At 66.5% G+C, this 23,345-nt stretch carries 18 protein-coding genes; 13 read left to right on the forward strand and 5 right to left on the reverse strand.

Translation table 11 applies throughout. The features are described 5' to 3' along the window. Positions 1–75 precede the first annotated feature (75 nt). From BJA_RS15485 to BJA_RS15540, 12 genes are all read left to right on the forward strand, one after another. Entirely contained in the window at positions 76–1,452 is a 1,377-nt protein-coding gene (locus BJA_RS15485; protein ID WP_011085906.1) for a sensor histidine kinase, read from the forward strand. Positions 1,453–1,613: 161 nt separating this feature from the next. Continuing rightward, the gene (locus tag BJA_RS15490) at positions 1,614–3,017 is read left to right on the forward strand and encodes a hypothetical protein (RefSeq protein WP_038965713.1); all 1,404 of its coding nucleotides are present in this window, start codon (positions 1,614–1,616) and stop codon (positions 3,015–3,017) included. A 100-nt stretch (positions 3,018–3,117) separates the two neighbouring features. Then, entirely contained in the window at positions 3,118–3,387 is a 270-nt protein-coding gene (locus BJA_RS15495) for a hypothetical protein (protein WP_028172238.1), read from the forward strand. 131 nt (positions 3,388–3,518) lie between these two features. Next, positions 3,519–4,628, forward strand: a complete 1,110-nt coding sequence (gene ccmI / locus BJA_RS15500) for a c-type cytochrome biogenesis protein CcmI (protein WP_011085909.1) — start codon at positions 3,519–3,521, stop codon at positions 4,626–4,628. A gap of 34 nt (positions 4,629–4,662) precedes the next feature. Beyond that, a complete protein-coding gene (gene ccmE / locus BJA_RS15505; RefSeq protein WP_011085910.1) occupies positions 4,663–5,172 on the forward strand; it encodes a cytochrome c maturation protein CcmE in 510 nt (169 codons plus the stop codon). Then, complete coding sequence (locus tag BJA_RS15510) at positions 5,169–7,151, forward strand: heme lyase CcmF/NrfE family subunit (protein ID WP_011085911.1); 1,983 nt, start codon at positions 5,169–5,171, stop codon at positions 7,149–7,151. Before ccmE ends, BJA_RS15510 begins: the two co-directional genes overlap by 4 nt. 4 nt (positions 7,152–7,155) lie before the next feature. Continuing rightward, the gene (locus tag BJA_RS15515; RefSeq protein WP_011085912.1) at positions 7,156–7,638 is read left to right on the forward strand and encodes a cytochrome c-type biogenesis protein; all 483 of its coding nucleotides are present in this window, start codon (positions 7,156–7,158) and stop codon (positions 7,636–7,638) included. A gap of 126 nt (positions 7,639–7,764) precedes the next feature. Next, positions 7,765–9,108, forward strand: a complete 1,344-nt coding sequence (locus tag BJA_RS15520; RefSeq protein ID WP_011085913.1) for a methyl-accepting chemotaxis protein — start codon at positions 7,765–7,767, stop codon at positions 9,106–9,108. 223 nt (positions 9,109–9,331) lie between these two features. Beyond that, positions 9,332–10,909, forward strand: a complete 1,578-nt coding sequence (locus tag BJA_RS15525; RefSeq protein ID WP_011085914.1) for a Do family serine endopeptidase — start codon at positions 9,332–9,334, stop codon at positions 10,907–10,909. 271 nt (positions 10,910–11,180) lie between these two features. Continuing rightward, positions 11,181–11,861 (forward strand): response regulator transcription factor, encoded by a 681-nt coding sequence (locus BJA_RS15530; protein ID WP_038965709.1) that lies wholly within the window; start codon positions 11,181–11,183, stop codon positions 11,859–11,861. Beyond that, positions 11,845–13,305, forward strand: coding sequence for a sensor histidine kinase (locus tag BJA_RS15535; RefSeq protein WP_011085916.1), 1,461 nt, complete (start codon positions 11,845–11,847; stop codon positions 13,303–13,305). The genes BJA_RS15530 and BJA_RS15535 overlap by 17 nt, the downstream gene beginning before the upstream one ends. After that, complete coding sequence (locus BJA_RS15540; RefSeq protein ID WP_011085917.1) at positions 13,302–16,289, forward strand: bifunctional [glutamine synthetase] adenylyltransferase/[glutamine synthetase]-adenylyl-L-tyrosine phosphorylase; 2,988 nt, start codon at positions 13,302–13,304, stop codon at positions 16,287–16,289. The genes BJA_RS15535 and BJA_RS15540 overlap by 4 nt, the downstream gene beginning before the upstream one ends. Here BJA_RS15540 and BJA_RS15545 read toward each other — a convergent pair. The 5 genes from BJA_RS15545 to BJA_RS15565 are packed head-to-tail and all read right to left on the reverse strand — an operon-like array spanning position 16,246 to position 22,226. Further along, positions 16,246–16,479 (reverse strand): formate dehydrogenase subunit delta, encoded by a 234-nt coding sequence (locus BJA_RS15545; protein ID WP_038965706.1) that lies wholly within the window; start codon positions 16,477–16,479, stop codon positions 16,246–16,248. The genes BJA_RS15540 and BJA_RS15545 overlap by 44 nt on opposite strands. After that, the gene (gene fdhD, locus BJA_RS15550) at positions 16,469–17,296 is read right to left on the reverse strand and encodes a formate dehydrogenase accessory sulfurtransferase FdhD (RefSeq protein ID WP_011085919.1); all 828 of its coding nucleotides are present in this window, start codon (positions 17,294–17,296) and stop codon (positions 16,469–16,471) included. Before fdhD ends, BJA_RS15545 begins: the two co-directional genes overlap by 11 nt. Positions 17,297–17,300: 4 nt before the next feature. Further along, positions 17,301–20,174, reverse strand: coding sequence for a formate dehydrogenase subunit alpha (fdhF, locus tag BJA_RS15555; protein ID WP_011085920.1), 2,874 nt, complete (start codon positions 20,172–20,174; stop codon positions 17,301–17,303). A 10-nt stretch (positions 20,175–20,184) separates the two neighbouring features. Continuing rightward, positions 20,185–21,741, reverse strand: a complete 1,557-nt coding sequence (locus BJA_RS15560; protein WP_011085921.1) for a formate dehydrogenase beta subunit — start codon at positions 21,739–21,741, stop codon at positions 20,185–20,187. Then, the gene (locus BJA_RS15565) at positions 21,738–22,226 is read right to left on the reverse strand and encodes a formate dehydrogenase subunit gamma (protein ID WP_011085922.1); all 489 of its coding nucleotides are present in this window, start codon (positions 22,224–22,226) and stop codon (positions 21,738–21,740) included. Before BJA_RS15565 ends, BJA_RS15560 begins: the two co-directional genes overlap by 4 nt. 224 nt (positions 22,227–22,450) lie before the next feature. Between BJA_RS15565 and BJA_RS15570 the strand changes: the two genes are divergently transcribed. Then, the gene (locus BJA_RS15570; protein ID WP_011085923.1) at positions 22,451–23,344 is read left to right on the forward strand and encodes a LysR family transcriptional regulator; all 894 of its coding nucleotides are present in this window, start codon (positions 22,451–22,453) and stop codon (positions 23,342–23,344) included. The last annotated feature ends 1 nt before the right edge of the window (position 23,345 follow it).

The following is a 23,345-nucleotide window of genomic DNA, read 5'->3' on the forward strand; positions in this document are numbered from 1 at the left end:
GAGGCCGAACAGGGGGCCTTGGTCCGGTTATGACGTCCGACGCCCTGCCATCCTGCGCCTCCCGGGATCGTTCCGATGCCCGCTAGCTCGCTTGCCAACCGCCTGTTCCTGTCGGCGACGGCGTGGCTCGTGGTGATCCTGGCCATCACCGGCGTGGTGCTGTCGTCGGTCTACAAGAACGCGACCGAACGCGCCTTCGACCGCCGGCTCAATCTCTATCTCCGCACGCTGATCGCGGAGGTCGCGACCCCGGACGAGCCCCCGGACCGCCAGTTCCAGTCGCTCGGCGAGCCCCTGTTCGAGCTGCCGCTGTCCGGCTGGTATTGGCAGATCACGCGCACCGACACCGAAAAGCCGGAGGTGCGCTCCTCGCGCTCGCTCTGGGACAAGAAGCTGCCGAAGCTGGAGGAGCACGGTGCCGAGCTCACCGCCGCCGGCATCCGGCTCGGCTATGTCGATGGTCCCGAGGGGCAGAACCTGCGGATGGTGGAACGGCCGGTCGATCTCGGCGCCGACGGCAAATATCTGGTCAGCGTCGCCGGCGACGACAGCGAGATTTTCGACGAGACGCGCAGCTTCGACTATTACCTCGGCGGCACCTTCACCGCGCTCGGCATCGTGCTGCTCCTGACCACGGTGTTCCAGGTCCGCTTCGGCCTCGCGCCGCTCAAGCGCATCTCGGAGTCGATCGCCGACATTCGCTCCGGGCGGGCAGAGCGGCTCGAGGGCGAATTCCCGGTCGAGATCGCGCCGCTCGCGCGCGAGACAAACGCGCTGATCGATGCCAATCGCGAGATCGTCGAGCGCGCGCGCACCCATGTCGGCAATCTCGCCCATGCGATCAAGACGCCGCTTTCGGTCATCGTCAACGAAGCCGGCGTTCACGCTGCCGATCCGTTCGCGGCCAAGGTGATGGAGCAGGCGGACGTGATGCGCGACCAGGTCGCCCATCACCTGGAGCGGGCGCGCATCGCCGCGCGCGTCTCGGTCGTCGCGACCGTGACGGAGGTGGCACCCGCCATCGAGGCGCTGCGGCGGACGATGGAGAAGATCCACCGCGACCGCGGCATCATGGTCGAGGCCAAGGCCGATCCGTCGGCAAAATTCCGGGGCGAGCGGCAGGATCTGGAGGAGATGGTCGGCAATCTCGTCGACAATGCCTGCAAATGGGCGGCCTCCCGGGTCTTCATCGAGGTGCTGGTGGAAGTGCCGCATAAGGCCGGCGCCGGTCCGCGCCTGAGGATCATTGTCGACGACGACGGCCGCGGCCTGTCGGAGGCGGAGCGCACCCAGGTCTCCCGGCGAGGCCAGCGGCTCGACGAGTCCAAGCCCGGCTCGGGGCTCGGGCTTTCCATCGTGGTCGACCTTGCCGCGCTCTATGGCGGCAGCCTCTCCCTCGGCGCCGCGCCAATCGGCGGCTTGCGGGCCGAGTTGGTCCTCCCCGGAATATAATCCTTTGTTTCAACAGGATTTTTTGGTTCCGGGACGGCCGATCCGCAAGCAAACGGGAGGATTCGGGCCAACGTCCTCAACGGCTTCTTAAGGCGCAGCCTTCTATGATCGCGCTCGGACGCATCCCATGTCCGCCACTTTACCGTGCATTACCTGGGCGCATGAGCCAGACATCGATCGAGCGGCTGAGGGAATATCTCGCGCAGCTCCCGCCGCAGTCGCAGGCGCTGCTGATGCGGGAGTTCGAGCGCGCGCTCGAGCGCGGCCAGGACATGGCTGTGGCGACCCTCGTGCTCGAGCAGCTGCGCAGGATCGTCCGCAAGACGGAGGCCGACGAAACCCCACCCCCGCGGACGGACGACCTGTCGCGGCTCCTGTTCCAGGTGCTGGAACCGTTCCTCGTCGAGGCGGGCGCCCCGATCCGGGTCGGACAGATCCGCCGCTCCTCGCTGCATCCGATCTGGCAATGGCTCGGCCGTGACGGTGCTCCGGACAAGCTGAACGAATTCGAGGCGGCGCTGGCGCGCATGCCGGCCGCTGACAGTGCGGGGCAGGTCGAAGCGCTCGCCCAGAAGCTCCAGGCGGTGGCTGCGGACGCCATCTTCCAATTGACGGGGCCGGGCGGCGGCGACAAGTCGCGCGCGCTGGCCCGCGTCGGCCCGCCCAACGTGATCGAGGACCTCTATTCGGTCGGAGCGGTACTCCAGGTCCGAGAGGCCATCGCCACCCTGAACGAGAAGCTGCCGCGCTTCCTGCGCGCCTTCGGCGACTCCCAGATCGCCTCGGTGACGTCGGCGCTCAACATCCCCGTCCTCCAGACGCCGCAGATGCTGCCCTTCGCGCTGTCGATCGTCGTGCAGCGCATGACCGCGCCGTGGCAGATCATCCGCCTCGCCATCAAGATTGCCGCATCGGACGACGAGATCCGCGTGGCGGCAACGCCCTATGGCGTCGCCGTCACGATCGCCCTGCACGATTTGTCCTGCGTCGCCGCGATCCTGCGCATGGACATCAAGCGCGGCCAGTTCGACAACGTCGCCGACAATCTCAAGGCGCTGCACGACGGTGTGCGCGGCCTGCGCACCGAGCTCGACCTGCGCAACGATTCCGCCTGGGGCAAGCAACTGACCTCGATCCGGGCCGATATCTCCAATGCGCTGCAATCCGAGATCGACAGCGTTCCCGGCCGCGTTCGCCGGATCCTGCGCCAGCGCCCCGAGAAGGACATTCCGCCGGGCGCGCGGATCGACAGCACCGAGGTGGAGGAAACCGCGGCGCTGATCGATTTCGTCGCGACCTGCCGCAACTACGCCAGCGAGCTCGCGATCAACGAGGTGACGCTGCGCACCTATTCCGACCTGCAGCAATATGTCGAGCGCTCGACCGAGCAGCTGGTGCAGTCGCTGCGCGCCGCCGATCTCAAGGTCCGCACCTATCGGCAACAGCAGGTGCAGGCTGCGATTCGCTTCTGCCAGGTGCTGTTCGGCGATGACTACGCCTCGCTGATGAGCCGCGCCGCGGAGAACGCACTCACGGGCGAGCGCAAATCGTCGCGCGCAAGCTGATTCAAGCGCATATTTTTGTGATCACAATTTGTGGTTGACGCTGTCGGTGACGGGCCCTACGGTCCCGATGCAAGTCCGGGGAATTTCTATTTGTGGGCGCATGAAACCCGTTATCAGCTCCATCGAAATCGAGAACCGCGTCATTGTTGCCAAATATCAAAGGCTGATGGTCGGCGCGAAGGTGGTGCTGGTCGAGAAGGCAAGCGGTCGGCAACTGCCTGAGACGGTCACGAGGGTTGCATCTCCGGTTCCGGTCGGAGCGTTGCGCATCAGATTGCCTGACGCCATCGAGCCGGGAACATACTTCCTGAAGGCCCTCAACGGTCACGGCGAGGACGCGGCTCGAAGTGTGGACTTCGAGATCGGCTAAGCCGTTGGATTTTCGCCGTTTCGGGGCTGTGGCCGGTCGCGCCGAATTGACAATTGTCAATTGCCGCATCGTCCGGCCGTGGTGTAAAGCCACCTATGGGCGCGGGTGGCGCGCTGCCGGAAGCTTGCCAGATGACGTTATGGTTCGTGTTCGCGCTGATGACGGTCGCGGCGATTTTCGCCGTGCTCTGGCCGCTCGGCCGCAGCGCGCGCGCGCAAAATCAGGGCAGCGAGGTCGTCGTCTACAAGGACCAGTTGACCGAGATCGAGCGAGACCTTGCCTCGGGACTGATCGCTGCGCCTGAAGCCGAGGCTGCGCGTGTCGAGATCAGCCGCAGGCTGCTCGCTGCCGCCGGCAGCGAGCCTGTGTCGGAGCCCAAATCGAGCCTCAAATGGCGCCGCGCGGCAGCGGTGCTGGCGCTTGTCGGTCTGCCGCTCGTTGCGATCGGCGTCTACATGCCGCTCGGCTCACCCCGGCTTCAGGACTTTCCGCTGGCGCAGCGGGAGCGCGGGTCCGGCTCCGGCATGGCGGGATCTCTGGAGAACCTCGTCGTGCAGGTCGAGCAACATCTGGAAAAGAATCCGACCGATGGACGCGGCTGGAACGTGCTCGCGCCGGTGCTGGAGCGGCTCGGCCGCTTCGACGATGCGGTGCGGGCCTATCGCAACTCGATTACCTACAATGGTGAGAGCCCGGAGCGCAGATCCGATCTCGGCGAAGCAATCTCGGCCGCTGCGGGCGGCGTGGTGACCGCCGAGGCCAAGACCGAGTTCGAACGGGCGCATGCCCTGAACGCAGACGATCCCAAGGCGAACTACTTCCTCGGTCTCGCCGCCGAGCAGGACGGCCGCAAGGACGATGCCGCCACCATCTGGCGCGCGCTGCTGGCCAAGGCTCCGGCGGATGCGCCGTGGCGGCCCCTGGTGCAGTCCTCGCTGGTGCGGGTCGGCGGCGGCACGATGCCGGCACTGTCCGATGAGACGATCGCCGCATCGAAGGACATGAGCGAGGGCGATCGCGGCGCCATGGTCCGCGGCATGGTCGAGCGACTGGCGACGCGCTTGAAGCAGAACAGCGACGACGTCGAGGGTTGGCTGCGCCTCGTGCGTGCCTATCTCGTGATGGGCGATCGCGACAAGGCGGTCGGCGCGTCGAGCGATGCCCGTCAAGCGGTCGCCAAGGATACCGAACGGCTCCGCCAGCTCAATGAAGGCCTCAAAACTCTCGGGCTCGACGGATGACGATGTCAGGACGAGACGAGAGAACGGATACGCCATGACCCGCAAGCAGCGACGCATGACCATCATCGGCGGCTCACTCGCCGTGCTCGCGCTCGCCGCCGCGCTGGTGCTCAACGCGCTGCGCGACTCCATCGTGTTCTTCTCGACCCCGACCATGGTCGCCGAGAAGCACGTTCAGGCCGGCAAGCGGTTTCGCCTCGGCGGCCTGGTGCAGCCGGGCTCGCTCCAGCGTGGCGACAATCTCGCGGTAAGCTTCGAGGTCGCCGACGGCAACGCCAAGCTGCCGGTCGCCTACAAGGGCATCCTGCCCGACCTGTTCCGCGAAGGGCAGGGCGTTGTCGCCGAAGGCGCGCTCGATGCTAACGGCGTGTTCAAGGCCGACACGGTGCTTGCCAAGCACGACGAGACCTACATGCCCAAGGACGTCGCAGATGCCCTGAAGAAGCAGGGGCACTGGAAGGACGATTACGGCGGCAAGGCTTCTGATGGCGTCAAGCCTGCGGCCACGACAGCACAGGGCAACCCGCAAGGAGCGGTGCGGTGATCGCGGAATCCGGGCATTACGCGCTGGTGCTGGCGCTCGGGCTGGCACTGATCCAATCCATCGTGCCGTTGATCGGCGCGCGGCTGCGCGACGATGCGCTGATGAGCGTGGCGCGCTCCACCGCGCTGGCGCAGCTGCTGTTCGTCGGCGCCTCGTTCGTGGCGCTGGTGATGCTGCATGTGAATTCGGATTTCTCCGTCGCCAACGTCTACGAGAATTCGCATTCGATGAAGCCGCTGCTCTACAAGATCACCGGCGTCTGGGGAAACCATGAAGGCTCGATGCTGCTGTGGGTGTCGATCCTGGCGCTGTTCGGCGGATTGGTCGCGGCGTTCGGCAACAATCTTCCGCTGTCGCTGCGCGCGCATGTGCTCGCGGTGCAGGCCTGGATCGCCAGTGCCTTCTATCTCTTCATCCTGGTGACCTCGAACCCGTTCCTGCGTATCGCCAACCCGCCGATCGAGGGACGCGATCTCAATCCCGTGCTGCAGGACATCGGTCTCGCCGTGCATCCGCCGATGCTCTATCTCGGCTATGTCGGATTCTCGATCTCGTTCTCCTTTGCCATCGCGGCGCTGATGGAGGGGCGGATCGACGCCGCCTGGGCGCGCTGGGTGCGGCCGTGGACGCTGGTCGCGTGGATCTTCCTGACGCTCGGCATCGCGATGGGCTCCTACTGGGCCTATTACGAGCTCGGCTGGGGCGGCTGGTGGTTCTGGGATCCGGTCGAGAACGCCTCGCTGATGCCGTGGCTTGCCGGGACGGCGCTGCTCCATTCGGCGCTGGTGATGGAGAAGCGCAACGCGCTGAAGGTCTGGACCATCCTGCTGTCGATCCTGACCTTCTCGCTATCGCTGCTCGGCACCTTCCTGGTGCGCTCGGGCGTCATCACCTCCGTGCATGCCTTTGCCACCGATCCGACCCGCGGCGTGTTCATTCTGCTGATCCTCTGCCTGTTCATCGGCGGCAGCCTGTCGCTGTTCGCAGGCCGCGCGACATCGTTGAAGCAGGGCGGCCTGTTCGCGCCGATCTCGCGTGAGGGCGCGCTGGTGCTGAACAATCTGCTGCTGACCGTCGCCTGCGCGGTCGTGCTGTTCGGCACGCTCTATCCGCTGGCGATGGAGATGCTCGCCGACTTCAAGATGTCGGTTGGCGCGCCGTTCTACAACCTCACCTTCGCACCGCTGTTTGCCCTGTTGCTGCTCGCCGTGCCGTTCGGGCCGATGCTGGCGTGGAAGCGCGGCGATCTGCTCGGCGTCACCCAGCGGCTGCTCGCGGCCGGCGTTGCCGGGCTCGTTGTAGTCGCGATCGTCTGGGCCTGGACGCGTGGCGGCAGCGCGCTCGCACCGCTCGCGATCGGACTTGGCGTCTTCGTCATCGCCGGCGCCGTCACCGATCTGGTCGAGCGGACGGGCCTGGTTCGTCTGCCGCTCGCAACAGCGCTGCAGCGGGCGCGCGGCCTGCCACGCTCGGCCTGGGGCGCGGCATTGGCGCATGCCGGCCTCGGCGTCGCGCTGATCGGGATCGTCTGCGAGACCACCTGGAACAGCGAATATATCGCGACGATGAAGCGGAGCGACGTCGCCCATGTCGCCGGCTACGACGTGAAGCTCGACGGGTTGTTTCAGCGTCAGGGCCCGAACTACCGCGAGATGATCGCCGAGTTCAACGTCAGCCGCGACGGTGAGACACTGAGCGTCATGACGCCGTCCAAGCGCAGCTTCACCACCCGCGGCTCCTCCACCACGGAGGCCGCGCTGCTGACCCGCGGGGCGAGCCAGCTCTACATCTCGCTGGGCGATGCCAATGCCGAGGGCGCGATTGCCGTGCGCATCTATCACAAGCCGCTGGTGCTGCTGATCTGGTGGGGTCCGGTGCTGATGGCCTTCGGCGGCGTGCTGTCGCTGTCCGATCGCCGCCTGCGGGTCGGCGCGCCAAAACCGGCGCGGGCCAAGCAGCGCCTGCAGCCGGCGGAGTGATCCGATGCGCCGGATGATGGCCGCGTTCGTCGCGCTTGCGCTGCTGGCTTCGCCCGCGGTGCATGCCGTGCAGCCCGACGAGATCATGTCGGATCCGGCGAAGGAGACGCGCGCGCGCGACCTGTCGCGCGAGCTGCGTTGCATGGTCTGCCAGAACCAGTCGATCGACGATTCCGATGCGCCGCTGGCGCGCGACCTGCGGCTCCTGGTGCGCGAGCGCATCGCGGCCGGCGACAGCAACTCGCAGGTGCTCGACTTCCTGGTCGCGCGCTATGGCGAGTTCGTGCTGCTCAAGCCGCGCTTCGAGCGGCAGACCTTGCTGCTGTGGCTGCTCGGCCCCCTGCTGCTGACCGGCGGTGGCCTGGCGCTGTGGCTGCAAATCCGGCGTCGCTCGCGGAGCGGTGCAGACCTACCTGCGCCGCCGCTCACGCCCGATGAAGAGGCGAGACTCGCGGCATTGATGTCGGACGAGGCCAAATCGTCCTAGCGACGTGAAATCCTCCCGGCTACGTATTGATACGTAATCTGCCGGCCGCCGCCGGGTGTTTCATGCTATGTTGACCTTTGTCTGGAAGCTTGTCCCGAGATTTGATTCCAGACTCTGAGTTCCCCGATGTTCGCGAACAGCAATCTGACGATCCGCTTCCTGGTCGGCGCCGTTGTCGCTGCATTATTGTTCCTGCTGGGCATCGGCGGCGGCACCGGATTCGTCGCGGTGCTCTATCTCAACAACGAGATCACCAGCCTGTCGTCGGACTTTGCTGCGCTGAGCGGGCCCGCACGCGATCACGCGATGCAGATCTACCAGCAGGCACAGGCCGCATTCTCGTATTTCCTGATCGCCTGCGGCGTGATCGCGGTCGTCGCCTGCGCGATCTGCCTCACGACCTGGTTTGCGGTGCGCAACGGCATCCTCAGTCCGTTGGCGGCGATCGTGCATGCCATGCGCGAGGTCGCCGACCAGAAGTTCGAAACCCCCGTGCCGGGGCTCGGCGGCACCAACGAAATCGGCCTGCTCGCCGGCGCGCTGGAGGTCTTCAAGACCAACGGGCTCGAACGGCGCCGCCTCACCGAGCAGCAATTGCGTGAAGCGCAGCACCAGGCCGAGCGGTCGAAATTCCTGGACGCCCGGATCAAGCGCTTCAACGATCTCGTTGCCAGCGTCGTCGATAGCGTGGCCTCGTCGGCCGTGCATCTGAAGAGCAATGCCGAGACGCTGTCGCGGACGGCCAACGACACCAGCACCAAGGCCAATGCGGTGGCGAGCGGAGCGAGCCAGGCCAGCGCCAGCGTGCAGACGGTCGCGGGTTCCGCCGAGGAGATGACGAATTCGATCGGCACGATCAGCCGACGCGTCACCGATGCGACCCAGCGCGCCGAGGGCGCGGCGGCGCAAGCCGAGAAGAGCCGCGACACCATCCACACGCTGTCGGACGCCGCCGACAAGATCGGCGAGGTCGTGCAGCTCGTGCAGGCGATCGCATCGCAGACCAACCTTTTGGCGCTCAACGCCACCATCGAGGCGGCGCGGGCGGGGGAGGCCGGCAAGGGGTTTGCCGTCGTCGCCTCCGAGGTGAAGAGCCTCGCGCACCAGACCAGCAAGGCGACGGAGGAGATCACCTCCCATGTCGCCAGCATCCAGGGCATCACCGCGGAGACGCGCGGGGCGATCGACGGCATCTCGAAGACGCTGTCGGAGATCTCGTCGATCATGTCCGGCATCGAGGTCGACACTGCCCAGCAGCGCAACGCCACCCAGGACATCTCGCGCAGCGTCCAGGACGCCGCGCGCGGCACGCTCGACGTGTCCAACCACATCGCCCAGATCACCTCGACCTCCGCCGAGACCGGTCGCATGGCGGCCGAGGCCCGGGATTCTGCCGTCGATCTGTCGCAGCAGGCCGAGACCCTGAAGCGTGAAGTCGACGAGTTCATCGTCAGCGTCAGGGCAAGCTGAGGTCGCCTAAAACCTCGCCGGGGAGGCGGTCACCGGAACTCGAATAAGTTCCTGTAAGACCACAACTTTCGGTCTGCGCTAAACTGCCGCATCAACGCCGCCCCTTCATTACGAAAGTTTAACCCCGCCGCCAGCGCACGGTAAGGCGCGAGCCCCCATCTTCAGGTCCGTAAGGTGCTGCCATCCCGCACCAAATGGATTTCAAGGCCTTGGAGAGCTCTGCATGACCGAACGTCCCGACCTTTCGAACCTTCCGTCCTACCGGCAGCCGCGCCGGTCGGTCTTCTCCGCGCGCAAGATCGCGCTGATGGCCTCGGTCGTCGCCGGCTTCGGCGCAGCCGTCTACGGCTTCAGCCCGTCCGTGTCGCCGGCCGACCTGTTCTCGAGCCCGGCGCATGCGCAGGTCAACAACGAGGTCCGGAAGGTTGAACGCCCGGTCGGCTTCGCCGACATCGTCGAGCGCGTGAAGCCGTCGGTGATCTCTGTGAAGGTCAACATCAAGGAAAAGACCGCGAGCAACGATGACGGCGACGATTCCTCCTCGCCGTTCCAGCCGGGCTCGCCGATGGAGCGCTTCTTCCGGCGCTTCGGCGGTCCGGATGGCATCCCGGGCATGAAGGGCGGCCGTGGCCGCGTCGTGCAGGGCCAGGGTTCCGGCTTCTTCATCTCGGCTGACGGCTTTGCCGTGACCAACAACCACGTGGTCGACGGCGCCGACAAGGTCGAGGTCACCACCGACGACGGCAAGACCTATACCGCCAAGGTGATCGGCACCGACCAGCGCACCGACCTTGCCCTGATCAAGGTCGAGGGCGGCTCGAACTTCCCGTTCGCAAAGCTTGCCGACGGCAAGCCGCGGATCGGCGACTGGGTGCTCGCAGTCGGCAATCCCTTCGGTCTCGGCGGCACCGTGACCGCGGGCATCGTCTCGGCCAGCGGCCGCGACATCGGCAACGGTCCCTATGACGATTTCATCCAGATCGACGCGCCCGTGAACAAGGGCAATTCCGGCGGTCCGGCCTTCAACACCGACGGCGAGGTGATGGGCGTCAACACCGCGATCTACTCGCCCTCCGGCGGCAGTGTCGGCATCGCGTTCTCGATCCCGGCCAACACCGTGAAGACGGTTGTTGCCCAGCTCAAGGACAAGGGTTCGGTCAGCCGCGGCTGGATCGGCGTGCAGATTCAGCCGGTGACGTCGGATATCGCCGACAGCCTCGGCATGAAGAAGGCCGAAGGGGCGCTGGTGGCGGAGCCGCAGGCGAACGGTCCGGCGGCGAAGGCCGGCATCGAGTCCGGCGACGTGATCACCTCGGTCAACGGCGAATCCGTCAAGGACGCCCGCGAGCTCGCCCGCACCATCGGCGGCATGGCGCCCGGTGCGATCGTGAAGCTCAACGTGCTGCACAAGGGCCAGGACAAGGTCGTGAACCTCACCCTCGGCCAGCTGCCGAACACGGTCGAGGCCAAGGCCGATACCGATAACGACAGCGGCAAGGGCGCGACCAAGGGCACCGACGTGCCCAAGCTCGGCATGACCGTTGCGCCCGCGAACTCCGTGGCCGGCGCCGGTAAGGAAGGCGTCGTGGTTACCGAAGTCGATCCGAAGAGCGCCGCGGCCGAACGCGGGTTCAAGGAAGGCGACGTGATTCTCGAAGTCGGCGGCAAGAGCGTGAGCACCGCCGGCGATGTCCGCGAGGCCATCAACACGGCGCGGACCGACAACAAGAACAGCGTCCTGATGCGCGTGAAGAGCGGCGGCCAGTCGCGCTTCGTCGCGATTCCCCTCGCCAAGGGGTAAGCGTCAGGAGGCTACGCAATGAAGGGTGTCGCCGGCATCAGTCGCCCCAGCCGCCGGCGCCCTTCGGGGGAGCAGCGTAACATTCGCTTCCCCAATCTACCTTCCGGTGGAATTACGCCCCCCTCCGTCGGAAGGCCTAGGGCGGTGAGGTCCCCCCAGCTTCACCGCCCGCCTTTTTCTCGACCCGAGACTCTCCCACTCGGCTTGCATGCGATTGCCGCTCGCGCCATGTTTAGAGAAGGTGACCTCCTTGACCGCCGCCGAACGCACGATGCGCCTCCTCATCATTGAAGACGACCGCGAATCCGCCGACTACCTCGTGAAGGCGTTTCGCGAAGTCGGACACATTGCCGACCACGCCCCCGACGGCGAGGAAGGCCTCGCCATGGCCGAGAACGGGGACTACGACGTGCTGGTGGTCGACCGCATGCTGCCCAAGCGCGACGGCTTGTCGTTGATCGGCGCGCTGCGCGACAAGGGCAACACCGCGCCGGTGCTGATTCTCTCCGCGCTCGGGCAGGTCGACGACCGCATCAAGGGCCTGCGCGCCGGCGGCGACGACTATCTGCCCAAGCCCTATTCCTTCGCCGAGCTCCTGGCGCGGGTCGAGGTGCTGTCGCGCCGCCGCGGCGGCCCGGCGGAGGACACGCTCTATCGTGTCGGCGATCTCGAGCTCGACCGGCTCTCCCATCGCGTCGCCCGCGGCAAGGACGAATTGACGCTTCAGCCGCGCGAATTCCGCCTGCTCGAATACCTCATGAAGCACGCCGGCCAGGTGGTGACGCGCACCATGCTGTTGGAGAACGTCTGGGACTATCATTTCGATCCGCAGACCAACGTGATCGACGTGCACATTTCGCGGCTGCGCTCCAAGATCGACAAGGGTTTTGAGCGGCCGCTGCTGCACACGATCCGCGGCGCCGGGTATATGATCCGTGACGGCATTCGGTAAACTGATCCGCACCACGGCATTCCGGCTGACGCTAGTCTACCTGTTTCTGTTCGCGATTTTCGCAGCCTCGCTGCTCGCCTATTTCGCCTGGAATACGCGGCGGCTCATCACCGAGGAAATCACGCAGACGGTGAATGCCGAGACCTCGGAGATCAACGAGATCTACGGCCGCCGCGGCCTCGTCGGCCTCGTGCGCGCGATCGAGTATCGGGCGCTGCGGCCGGGTGCCAATCTTTACCTCGTGACGACGCCGACGGGGCAGGCGGTGGCCGGCAATGTCGGCTCGCTGGCGCCGGGCGTGATGGCAACGCGCGGCTGGACCGAGACGGCCTATCGGCGGATCGAGGACGCCGACGAGCGCGATCACCGCGCGCTCGTGCGCGTCACCGAACTCGAAAACGGCTTCCGGCTGCTGATCGGCCGCGACCTCGCCGAGCGGCGTCGTCTGTTCGGCATCGTCGCCAAGGCCGCGCAATGGTCAGTCCTGATCGTGGTCGTGCTCGGGCTCGGCGGCGGCGTCTTCGTCGCGCGCAGAGTGCTCAGGCGCATCGACGCGATGAGCGGCACGGCGCACCGCATCATGACCGGCGATCTCAGCGAGCGCCTGCCGGTGGGGCGCAGCGGCGACGAGCTCGACCGCCTCGCCGAAAACCTCAATGCCATGCTGGAGCGCATCGAGGCGCTGATGGCGGGGCTGAAGGAGGTCTCCGACAATATCGCCCACGATCTCAAGACGCCGCTGACACGCTTGCGCAACCGCGCCGAGGAGGCGTTGGCGAAATCGGGCTGCGAGGCCGACTACCGCGCCGCGCTGGAGCGGACCATCGAGGAATCCGACGGGCTGATCCGCACCTTCAACGCGCTGCTGATGATCGCGCGCGCCGAGTCCGGCCAGGCGCGCGGCAACATGGACGATTTCGACGCCGCCGATGTCGCGGGCGGCATCCACGAGCTCTACGAGCCGCTCGCCGAAGACGACGGCATGACCCTGAAGGTCAAGGCCGATCCGACGCCGGTTCACGGCAACCGTGAGCTGATCAGCCAGGCGCTCGCCAATCTGGTCGAGAATGCCATCAAATACGGCAAGCCGGTCACGCAGGCCGGCGGAACCGTGGTCAGCATGGACTCTGGGCAGATCATGATCGAGGCGAAGCGCGAGGGCGACCAGGTGCTGCTGAGCGTCACCGATCGCGGCCCCGGTATTCCGGAAGCCGACCGCAAACATGCTGTCGAACGATTCGTCCGGCTTGAAGCTAGCCGCACGCTGCCGGGCTCCGGCCTCGGCCTCAGCCTTGCCTCCGCAGTTGCGACGCTCCATGGCGGAGAATTGCGGCTGGGCGATGCCCATCCCGGCCTCGTCGCCACGCTGGTGCTGCCGGCGCGCGCGGGCGCGGGCGACAGGGTTGCTCCTCCAATACCGGATGTGCCACAGAAGGTGGCATGAACCACTCCGCGCCGGGAAACGCGGACAAGCATGGTGAGAGCCTGGCCGCACGCTTCGCGGAGGCTCCCCATATTGCCGCTTCCACAACCGACGAACGACGTTTTGAAAGCTGGCTGGCCGAGCTCGAGCCGGCACAATCGGCTCGTCTCGAAGCGCTGCTGGTTCAGCCCTTCGGCCGGAATATCCTCGTCGGCATCGCGGAATTCTCGCCCTATCTGTTCGATCTGGTGCGCGCCGATCCGCTGCGCCTGATCCGGCTGCTCGAATGCGATCCGGATACTCATCTCGCCGCACTGATCGCGGAGGCGAGGGGCGCGGTGCTCGCGGCACCTGACGAGGCCGAGGTGATGCGGCTGCTTCGCCGCATGAAGGCGGAGGCGGCGCTCCTGACCGCGTTGTGCGACATCGGCGGGGTATGGCCGGTGATGCGGGTGACGTCGGCGCTGACCGATGTCGCGGTCTCCTCCGTGCAGGCGGCGCTCCAGTACCTGCTGCGGCAGGAAGCCGCACGAGGAAAGCTTTTCCCGCCTAATCCCGAGGCACCGGAAGAGGGCTGCGGCCTGATCGTGCTCGCGATGGGCAAGATGGGGGCGGGCGAGCTGAACTATTCCAGCGACATCGACCTCATCGTGTTCTTCGACCCTGACGCCACGACGCTGGCGCCGGATATCGAGCCGCAGCCGTTTTTCGTCCGCGTGACGCAAGGCATGGCGCGCATTCTCCAGCAGCGTACCTATGACGGCTATGTCTTCCGCGTCGATCTGCGCCTGCGCCCCGATCCGTCCTCGACGCAGGTGGCGATCTCACGGGACGCCGCGCTGCATTACTACGAGCGGGAAGGGCGCACCTGGGAACGCGCCGCGATGATCAAGGCGCGCGCCTGTGCCGGCGATGCCAGGGCAGGCGAGGCGCTGCTCGCCGAGATCGCCCCCTTCGTCTGGCGCAAGCATCTCGACTTCGCCGCGCTTGCCGACGTCCACGACATGAAGCGGCAGATGCAGACCTATCGCGGCCAGAGTGAGGTCGCGGTCGAAGGCCACAACGTCAAGGTCGGCCGCGGCGGCATCCGCGAGATCGAGTTTTTCGCGCAGACCCAGCAGCTGATCGCCGGCGGCCGCCATCCGGAATTGCGGGTGCGGCCGACGCTCGCCGCGCTCGATGTGCTCGCCAGCAGCAACTGGATCACCCTTGCGGCGCGCGACGAGCTCGCCAGGGCGTACGAATTCCTGCGCCGGGTCGAGCATCGCCTCCAGATGGTCGCCGACGAGCAGACCCATGCGCTGCCCGACGACAGGGAAGCGGTCGAGCGCTTTGCCCGGTTCTTCGGCTATCCGGATCGCGAGGCCTTTGCGCGCGACCTGCTGCGGCAGCTCGAGATCGTGCAGGGGCACTACGAGAAGCTGTTCGAGGGCGATGACCCGACCGGCACGGCAAAGCTGCCGGCGCTCGACTACAGTGCAGGTCCCGACGATCCGCGCCTGTTCCAGCACCTGACGACGCTCGGTTTCAAGAAGCCTGCCGCCGTGGCGCAGACCGTGCGAGACTGGATCACGGGCGACTATCGCGTGTTCCGCAACGAGGCGACGCGAAGCGCCTTCATCGAATTCGTGCCGGCCCTGATCGACGGCCTCGCCCTCGCCGAGGAGCCGGACCGCGCCGTCGTGGCGTTCGATCAATTCCTTGGGGCGCTCCAGCGTGGCGGCCGGCTGATCACGCTGCTTGGCCAGAACCGCGATCTCGTCGCGCTCGTGGCGCTGGTGCTGGGCGCGGCGCCGCGGCTCGGCGAGATGCTGGCGCGGCAGCCGCAGCTCATGGATGGGTTGATCGATCCGCGCTTCTTCGGCGCGATGCCGGACAGGCGGGAATTGTCCGGGCGGCTCGCCGCCACCGTGCAGGATGCCGCCTCATATGAGGAATTCCTCGATCGCCTGCGCCTGTTCGGGCAGGAGAGCCTGTTCCTGATCGGCACGCGCATCCTCTCCGGCACGGTCTCGGCGCAGCAGGCGAGCACGGCCTTTGCCGACGTCGCCGAAGGCGTCGTCCACACAGTGCATGACCTCGTTGCCGATCGCTTTGCCGCCCAGCACGGCCGGATCAAGGGGCAGGAGACGGCGATCATCGCGATGGGCCGGCTCGGCAGCCGCGAAATGACCGCGTCGTCCGATCTCGACCTGATCCTGCTGTACGATTTCGACAGCGAGAATCCGGACTCGGACGGGCCGAAATCGCTTCAGGGCGCGCATTATTTCGCGCGCTTCACCCAGCGCCTGATCAGCGCCTTCACGACGCGCACCAATTACGGCGTGCTCTATGAGATCGACATGCGGCTGCGCCCGTCGGGGCGGGCCGGCCCGGTGGCCTCGAGCCTTGCCTCCTTCGCGGATTATCAGGCCAACGAGGCCTGGACCTGGGAGCACATGGCACTGACGCGTGCCCGCGTGGTGTCGGCATCGGCTGAATTCGGCGAGCGGATCGCGGGCGTCATCCGCGATGTCCTGACCCGCCGCCGCGATCCTGCCACCATCGCCAACGACGTCGCCGACATGCGGCGCGCGATCGCGCAGGAGAAGGGCGAGACCGACTATTGGGATCTCAAATATGCCGCCGGCGGCATGATCGACATCGATTTCATCGCGCAATATCTCCAGCTCGTGCATGCCCATCACAAGCCGGATATTCTCGACGTCAGCACGCTTCAGGTGCTGGACAATGCGGCGAGGCTCGGCGTGCTGCCGCAGTCGGAGGCCGAGATCCTGCGTGCCGCGGCGCGGCTCTATCACGACCTGACGCAGATCCTGCGGCTCTGCGTCAGCGACCGCTTCAAGCCGGAAACCGCCGGCACCGATCTCCAACGCGTGATGGCGCGTGCCGGCGACGCGCCGGATTTCTCGTCGCTGGAGGCGCGTGTGAAGGAGACGCAGAGCGAGGTGCGGCGCGTGTTCAGGGCGTTGCTGGAAGGGACGTCGCCGGCTTCAGCGAGGTGAGGGCCTCGCGGACATTGGGCTCCAGGCCCACGCCGCCGGCGTCGAGATGGGCGAAGATCGCGCGCTTCATCCGGGGATCCCAGAACTTCTTGATATGCTCGGCGATTCCCGGCACGGCCTTGTCGTGGCCCTGGCTCTGGAAGAACCTGCCGATCTGGTTGGCCATGTAGATCAGGCGGTCAGGCGACATCGGCAACCTCCGTGGCATGGCAGGCGACGATGCGGCCGCCATGCGTAAACACTTCGAACCCGTCTTGCCGGGCAATGGCGATCAGCGTGATGCCGGCGGCTTCCGCGGTGCGGACCGCGAGCGCGGTCGGCGCGGAGACCGCGACCATCAGCGGGGCGCCTATCGCGGCGGTCTTCTGCACCATCTCGACCGAGACGCGGCTCGTCAGCAGCACCATGCCGCCGCGCGCATCCGTCCGGCTGCGCGCCAGCGCACCGGCAAGCTTGTCAAGCGCGTTGTGGCGGCCGACATCCTCGCGCAGCGCTACGATGTTGCCGGCAGGAGACCAGAACGCGGCGGCGTGAACGGCGCGGGTTTGCATGTTGATCGATTGCAGCGGTGCGATGGCCTGCATCGCCGTCATGATCTGCTCGGGCGTGAAGTTCTGCCCCGGCGGCACGACGGCCGCAGGCCGCACGGCTTCTGCAATGGACTCGATGCCGCAGATGCCGCAGCCGGTCGGGCCGGCGATATGACGCCGCCGTTCGCTGATGCGCGCGGCTTGGTCCGGCGCAAGCCACATGCGCAGCTCGATGCCGTCGTCGAGGCGGACTATTTCGAGCGACCGGATGTCGTCGACCGATCTGACGATGCCTTCGCTGAGGCTGAAGCCGACTGCGAAGTCCTCGAGGTTTTGCGGCGTCCCCATCATGACGGCGTAGGTGCCGCCATTGTAGGTCAGCGCCAGCGGCGTCTCCTCGGGGATCAGCCGTGTGCCTTCGGACGCAACGCTGTGGCGCCAGATTTCGCGGTCGATGGCCTGGACCGGCACGTGCATGCGCTTACTCCGCAGCCTCGGCGGGCGCGATGCGGCGGGAGTGCCGCGCCTGCGCGTCATAGGACTTCTGCCAGTCGGACGGGCCGTTCGACGGCGAGATCTGCACCGCCGTGACCTTGTATTCGGGACAGTTGGTCGCCCAGTCCGAATAGTCCGTCGTGATGACGTTGGCCTGCGTGTCCGGGTGGTGGAAGGTGGTGTAGACGACGCCCGGCGCGACGCGATCGGTGATCTCCGCGCGCAGCGTGGTCTCGCCCGCGCGGCTCTTCAGCCGCACCCAGTCGCCGTCGCGCACGCCGCGCTGCTCGGCATCGTGCGGGTGGATCTCCAGCCGGTCCTCGGCATGCCAGACCACGTTCTCGGTCCGCCTTGTCTGCGCGCCGACATTGTACTGGCTGAGGATGCGCCCCGTGGTGAGCAGCAGCGGGAAACGTGGGCCGGTCCGCTCGTCGGTCGCGACATATTCGGTGACGATGAACTTGCCCTTGCCGCGGACGAAGCCGTCGATATGCATCACCGGCGTGCCCTCGGGCGCCTTCTCGTTGCACGGCCACTGCACCGAGCCGAGCTCGTCGAGCTTGGCATAGGAGACGCCGGTGAAGGTCGGCGTCAGCGCCGCGATCTCGTCCATGATCTCGGACGGGTGGCTGTAGTTCATCTCGAAGCCCATGGCCTTGGCAAGGCCGATGGTGACTTCCCAGTCGGCCATGCCGTTCTTCGGCGTCATCACCTTGCGCACGCGCTGGATGCGGCGTTCAGCGTTGGTAAAGGTGCCGTCCTTCTCGAGGAAGCTCGAGCCGGGCAGGAAGACGTGGGCGTAGTTCGCGGTCTCGTTCAGGAACAGGTCGTGGACGATCACGCATTCCATCGCCGCCAGCGCCGCCACCACATGCGAGGTGTTGGGGTCGGACTGGAGGATGTCCTCACCCTGCACATAGATGCCCATGAACGTGCCCTCGATCGCGGCATCGAACATGTTGGGAATGCGCAGGCCCGGCTCCGGGTTGAGCTTGACGTTCCAGAGCGCCTCGAACTGGTCGCGCACGGCATTGCCCGAGATGTGGCGGTAGCCGGGCAGCTCGTGCGGGAACGAGCCCATGTCGCAGGAGCCCTGCACGTTGTTCTGGCCGCGCAACGGGTTCACGCCGACGCCGGGACGGCCGATATTGCCGGTCGCCATCGCGAGGTTGGCGATCGCGATCACCGTGGTCGAACCCTGGCTGTGCTCGGTGACGCCGAGACCGTAATAGATCGCGCCGTTGCCGCCGGTGGCGTAGATGCGGGCCGCTTCGCGCAGCGCCTTGGGGTCCACGCCCGTGAGGATCGCCGTTGCTTCCGGGCTGTTGTTCGGCTGGGCGACGAAGGCGGCCCATTCCTCGAACTCGGTCCAGTCGCAGCGCTCGCGCACGAAGGCTTCGTTGACGAGGCCCTCGGTGACGATGACATGCGCCAGCGCGGTGACGACCGCGACGTTGGTGCCGGGCATCAGCGGCAGATGCAGCGCCTTCACATGCGGCGATTCCACCATCTCGGTGCGGCGCGGATCGATCACGATCAGCTTGGCACCCTGGCGCAGGCGCTTCTTCAGGCGCGAGGCGAAGACGGGGTGTGCGGAGGCCGGATTGGCGCCGATGACGACGGCGACGTCGGTGTTCTCCACGGAGTCGAAGTCCTGGGTGCCGGCCGACGTGCCGAAGGTCTGCGACAGGCCATAGCCGGTCGGCGAGTGGCAGACGCGGGCGCAGGTATCGACATTGTTGTTGCCGAAGCCGGCCCGGATCAGCTTCTGCACCAGATAGGTCTCTTCGTTGGTGCAACGGGACGAGGTGATGCCGCCGATGGCGTCGCGACCGTACTTCTTCTGGATGCCGCGCATCCTGGCGGCGGCGAAGGAGAACGCCTCATCCCAGGACACTTCGCGCCAGGGATCCTCGATCCGTTCGCGGATCATCGGCTTGAGGATGCGTTCCTTGTGGTTGGTGTAGCCCCAGGCGAAGCGTCCCTTGACGCAGGAATGGCCGCGATTGGCCTTGCCGTCCTTGTACGGCACCATGCGCACGACTTCCTCGCCGCGCATCTCCGCCTTGAAGGCGCAGCCGACGCCGCAATAGGCGCAGGTTGTGACGACCGAATGCTCGGGCTGGCCGATCTCGATGACGGATTTTTCGGTCAGCGTCGCGGTCGGGCAGGCCTGCACGCAGGCGCCGCAGGAGACGCATTCGGAGCCGAGGAAGCTCTCGCTCATGCCGGGCGAGACGCGGCTGTCGAAGCCGCGGCCCGAGATCGTCAGCGCGAAGGTGCCTTGCACCTCCTCGCAGGCGCGGACGCAGCGCGAGCAGACGATGCACTTGGAGGGATCGTAGGCGAAGTAGGGGTTGGACTCGTCCTTCGGCATCCAGGCGGCGTTGACCTCGCCGTTGGATTTCGCGAAGACGTGGTTCTCGCCCTCGTAGCCGTAGCGCACGTCGCGCAGGCCCACGGCGCCGGCCATGTCCTGCAACTCGCAATCGCCGTTGGCGCCGCAGGTGAGGCAGTCGAGCGGGTGATCGGAGATGTAGAGCTCCATCACGCCCTTACGCAGCTTCTTCAGCCGGTCGGTCTGGGTGTGCACGACGAGGCCCGGCATCACGGGCGTAGTGCAGGATGCCGGCGTGCCGGCGCGGCCCTCGATCTCGACGAGGCAGAGGCGGCAGGAGCCGAATGCATCGACCATGTCGGTCGCGCAGAGTTTCGGGATCTGGTGGCCGGCTTCCATCGCTGCGCGCATGATCGAGGTGCCCTCGGGCACCGAGATCTCCTTGCCGTCGATGGTCAGCGTCACCATCGTTTCCGATTTGGCGCGCGGCGTGCCGAAGTCGATTTCTTCGATCAGAGACATTGTCGTTCTCCTATTCCGCGGCCTGAAGCGTGGTCGGCGCCGGGACGAAGTCCTCCCGGAAGTGCTTCAATGCGCTGAGCACAGGATAGGGCGTGAAGCCGCCGAGCGCGCAGAGCGAGCCGAATTTCATGGTGTTGCAGAGGTCTTCGACGAGCGCGAGGTTTTCGCTGACGCGTTCGCCGTTGATGATCTTCTCGATGGTCTCGACGCCGCGGGTCGAGCCGATCCGGCAGGGCGTGCACTTGCCGCAGGATTCGACGGCGCAGAATTCCATCGCGAAGCGCGCCTGCCTGCGCATGTCGACGCTGTCGTCGAACACGACGATGCCGCCGTGGCCGATCAGCCCGTCACGCGCAGCAAAGGCCTCGTAGTCGAACGGCGTGTCGAACAGCGCGCGGGGGAAGTAAGCGCCAAGGGGCCCGCCGACCTGCACCGCACGGACCGGGCGGCCCGTGAACGTGCCGCCGCCGATGTCGTCGACAAGCTCGCCCAGCGTCACGCCGAAGGCGGTCTCGTACAGGCCGCCATGGCGGATATTGCCGGCGAGCTGGATCGGCATCGTGCCGCGCGAGCGGCCCATGCCGAAATCGGCATAGGCCTTGGCGCCTTCGGCGAGGATGAAGGGGATCGCCGCGAACGACAGCACGTTGTTGATCACGGTCGGCTTGCCGAACAGGCCGTGATGGGCCGGCAGGGGCGGCTTGGCGCGCACGATGCCGCGGCGGCCTTCGAGGCTCTCCAGCAGCGACGTTTCCTCGCCGCAGACATAGGCTCCGGCGCCGACGCGGACTTCGAGGTCGAAGCTGTAGGTCGAGCCGCCGATCTTGTCGCCGAGATAACCGCCGCGCTTCGCAGCCTGGATCGCGGCCTTCATCGCCTCGACCGCGTGCGGATATTCGCTGCGAATGTAGATGTAGCCCTTGGTCGCGCCGACGGTGATGCCGGCGGTGGTCATGCCCTCGATCACCAGGAAGGGATCGCCTTCCATGATCATGCGGTCGGCGAAGGTACCGCTGTCGCCTTCGTCGGCGTTGCAGACGATGAACTTGCGGTCGGCCTTGGCCTGGGCAACCGTCTTCCATTTGATGCCGGTCGGAAAGCCCGCGCCGCCGCGGCCGCGCAGGCCCGATGCGGTGACCTCGGTGAGGATGGCCTCCGAGCCGAGCGACAGCGCGCGCTCCAGCCCTTTGTAGCCACCGTGGGCGCGGTAGTCCTCGAGCGAGCGCGGATCGATCACGCCGCAGCGGGCGAAGGTGAGGCGGGTCTGGCGCTTCAGCCAGGGAATCTCGTCGGTCGCCCCTAACCGCAGCAGATGCGGCGTATTGCTGGCGAGGGCGTCGAGCAGGGAGGGTACATCGGTCTCGGTGACCGGGCCGAACGCGATCCGGCCCTGCGGCGTCGCGACCTCGACCAGCGGCTCCAGCCAGTACATGCCCCGCGAGCCGGTCCTGATGATCTCGACGGCGACGCCGCGCTTGGCCGCAGCCTGTTCCAGCGCCAGCGCAACCTCGTCGGCGCCGACGGCCAACGCACCCGCGTCGCGTGAGACGAAGAGACGCATGCTCATCGCTGTGCCTCCGCAACCAGCGCATCGAGACGCTTCTCGTCGAGCCGGCCCACGAGGCGACCGTCGAGCATCGCGGACGGTGCGGTCGCGCAGAGTCCGAGGCAGTAGATCGGCTCCAGCGTGACGCGATCATCGGCCGTCGTGTTGCCAAGCGACACGCCGAGCCTGGCCTCCGCACGCGCCGCCAGCGCATCGCCGCCCGCAGCCTGGCAGGCCTCGGCGCGGCAAAGCTTCAGCACGTGGCGGCCGGCCGGCTTGTGCCTGAAATCATGATAGAACGTGAATACGCCATGCACCTCGGCGCGCGACAGATTGAGCGCTTGCGCCACCATGGGAATGGCCGCCTCCGGCACGTAGCCGAACGCCGCCTGGAGCGCATGCAGGATGACCAGCGTCGCGCCCTCCTGCCTTGCATGTTCGGCGATGATCTCGGCGCCGCGCGTCTCGTCCCAAGGCTCGTAACAAGGCTCGTAAGTCGCTGTCATTCTTTGTTCTCAACCTGAGCGTTCCTGCCTCGCAAACTATTTGGAATCATTCGAAGATCAATAAAGCTGTCTCATGCTGCGATTGCGAATTCAGATCGATTGGCGGATGCAATCGATCGATGCGGAAGTGCAATTAATCGCATTTCGCCTGCCGGTTTTTCCGTGTTGGCAAGGACCTGCCGTGCTAGCTTGCATGCCACGACAGAATTCGAGGGGACGTCCGGTTGATCGACAAGCTTGAACTGCTGCTGGCGCTGGCGAAGGAACGGCATTTCGGACGCGCGGCGGAAGCCTGCGGGGTCACCCAGCCGACGATGTCGACCGGGCTCAAGCAGCTCGAGGAGATCCTCGGCGTGATGCTGGTCCAGCGCGGGTCCCGCTTCCAGGGCTTTACGCCCGAGGGCGAGCGGGCGCTGGACTGGGCGCGGCGGATCGTTGGCGATGCCCGCGCGATGCGCCAGGAGATCAACTCGCTGAAGGACAAGCTCTCCGGTGAGATCCGCATCGCGGCGATCCCGACCGTGCTCGGCATGGTTGCCGCGCTGACGACGCCGTTCCGCGCCAGGCATCCCGAGGTGCGCTTCCGCATCCAGTCCACAACGTCATCGGAGGTGCTCGGGCTGCTCGAAAATCTCGAGGTGGACGCGGGGCTGACCTATATCGAGAACGAGCCGATCGGCAAGGTGCGCACCATTCCGCTCTACAACGAGAGCTATCGCCTCCTCACCGCGCCTGATGCGATGTTCGGTGATCGCGAGACGGTGACCTGGACCGAGGTCGGGCAGGTGCCGCTGTGCCTGCTCACGCCCGACATGCAGAACCGCCGCATCATCGACCGCGCGCTGCGCTCGGTCGGCGCGGAGGCGACGCCGACGCTGACCTCGAACTCGCTGCTCGTGCTGTTCACGCACGTGAAGACGGGGCGCTGGGCGAGCGTGATGCCGGCCAAGCTCGCCGAGACGCTTGGCCTGTCCGATACCGTGCGTTCGATCCCGATCGTCGACCCCGAGGTCAATTACAGCATCGGCATGGTGATCCCGCAGCGCGATCCGATGACGCCGCTGATCGCGGCGCTGGTCAATGTCGCGCGCGAGGTCGCGCCGACGCTGCAATTGTAGC

Source organism: Bradyrhizobium diazoefficiens USDA 110 (assembly GCF_000011365.1).
GTDB lineage: Bacteria > Pseudomonadota > Alphaproteobacteria > Rhizobiales > Xanthobacteraceae > Bradyrhizobium > Bradyrhizobium diazoefficiens.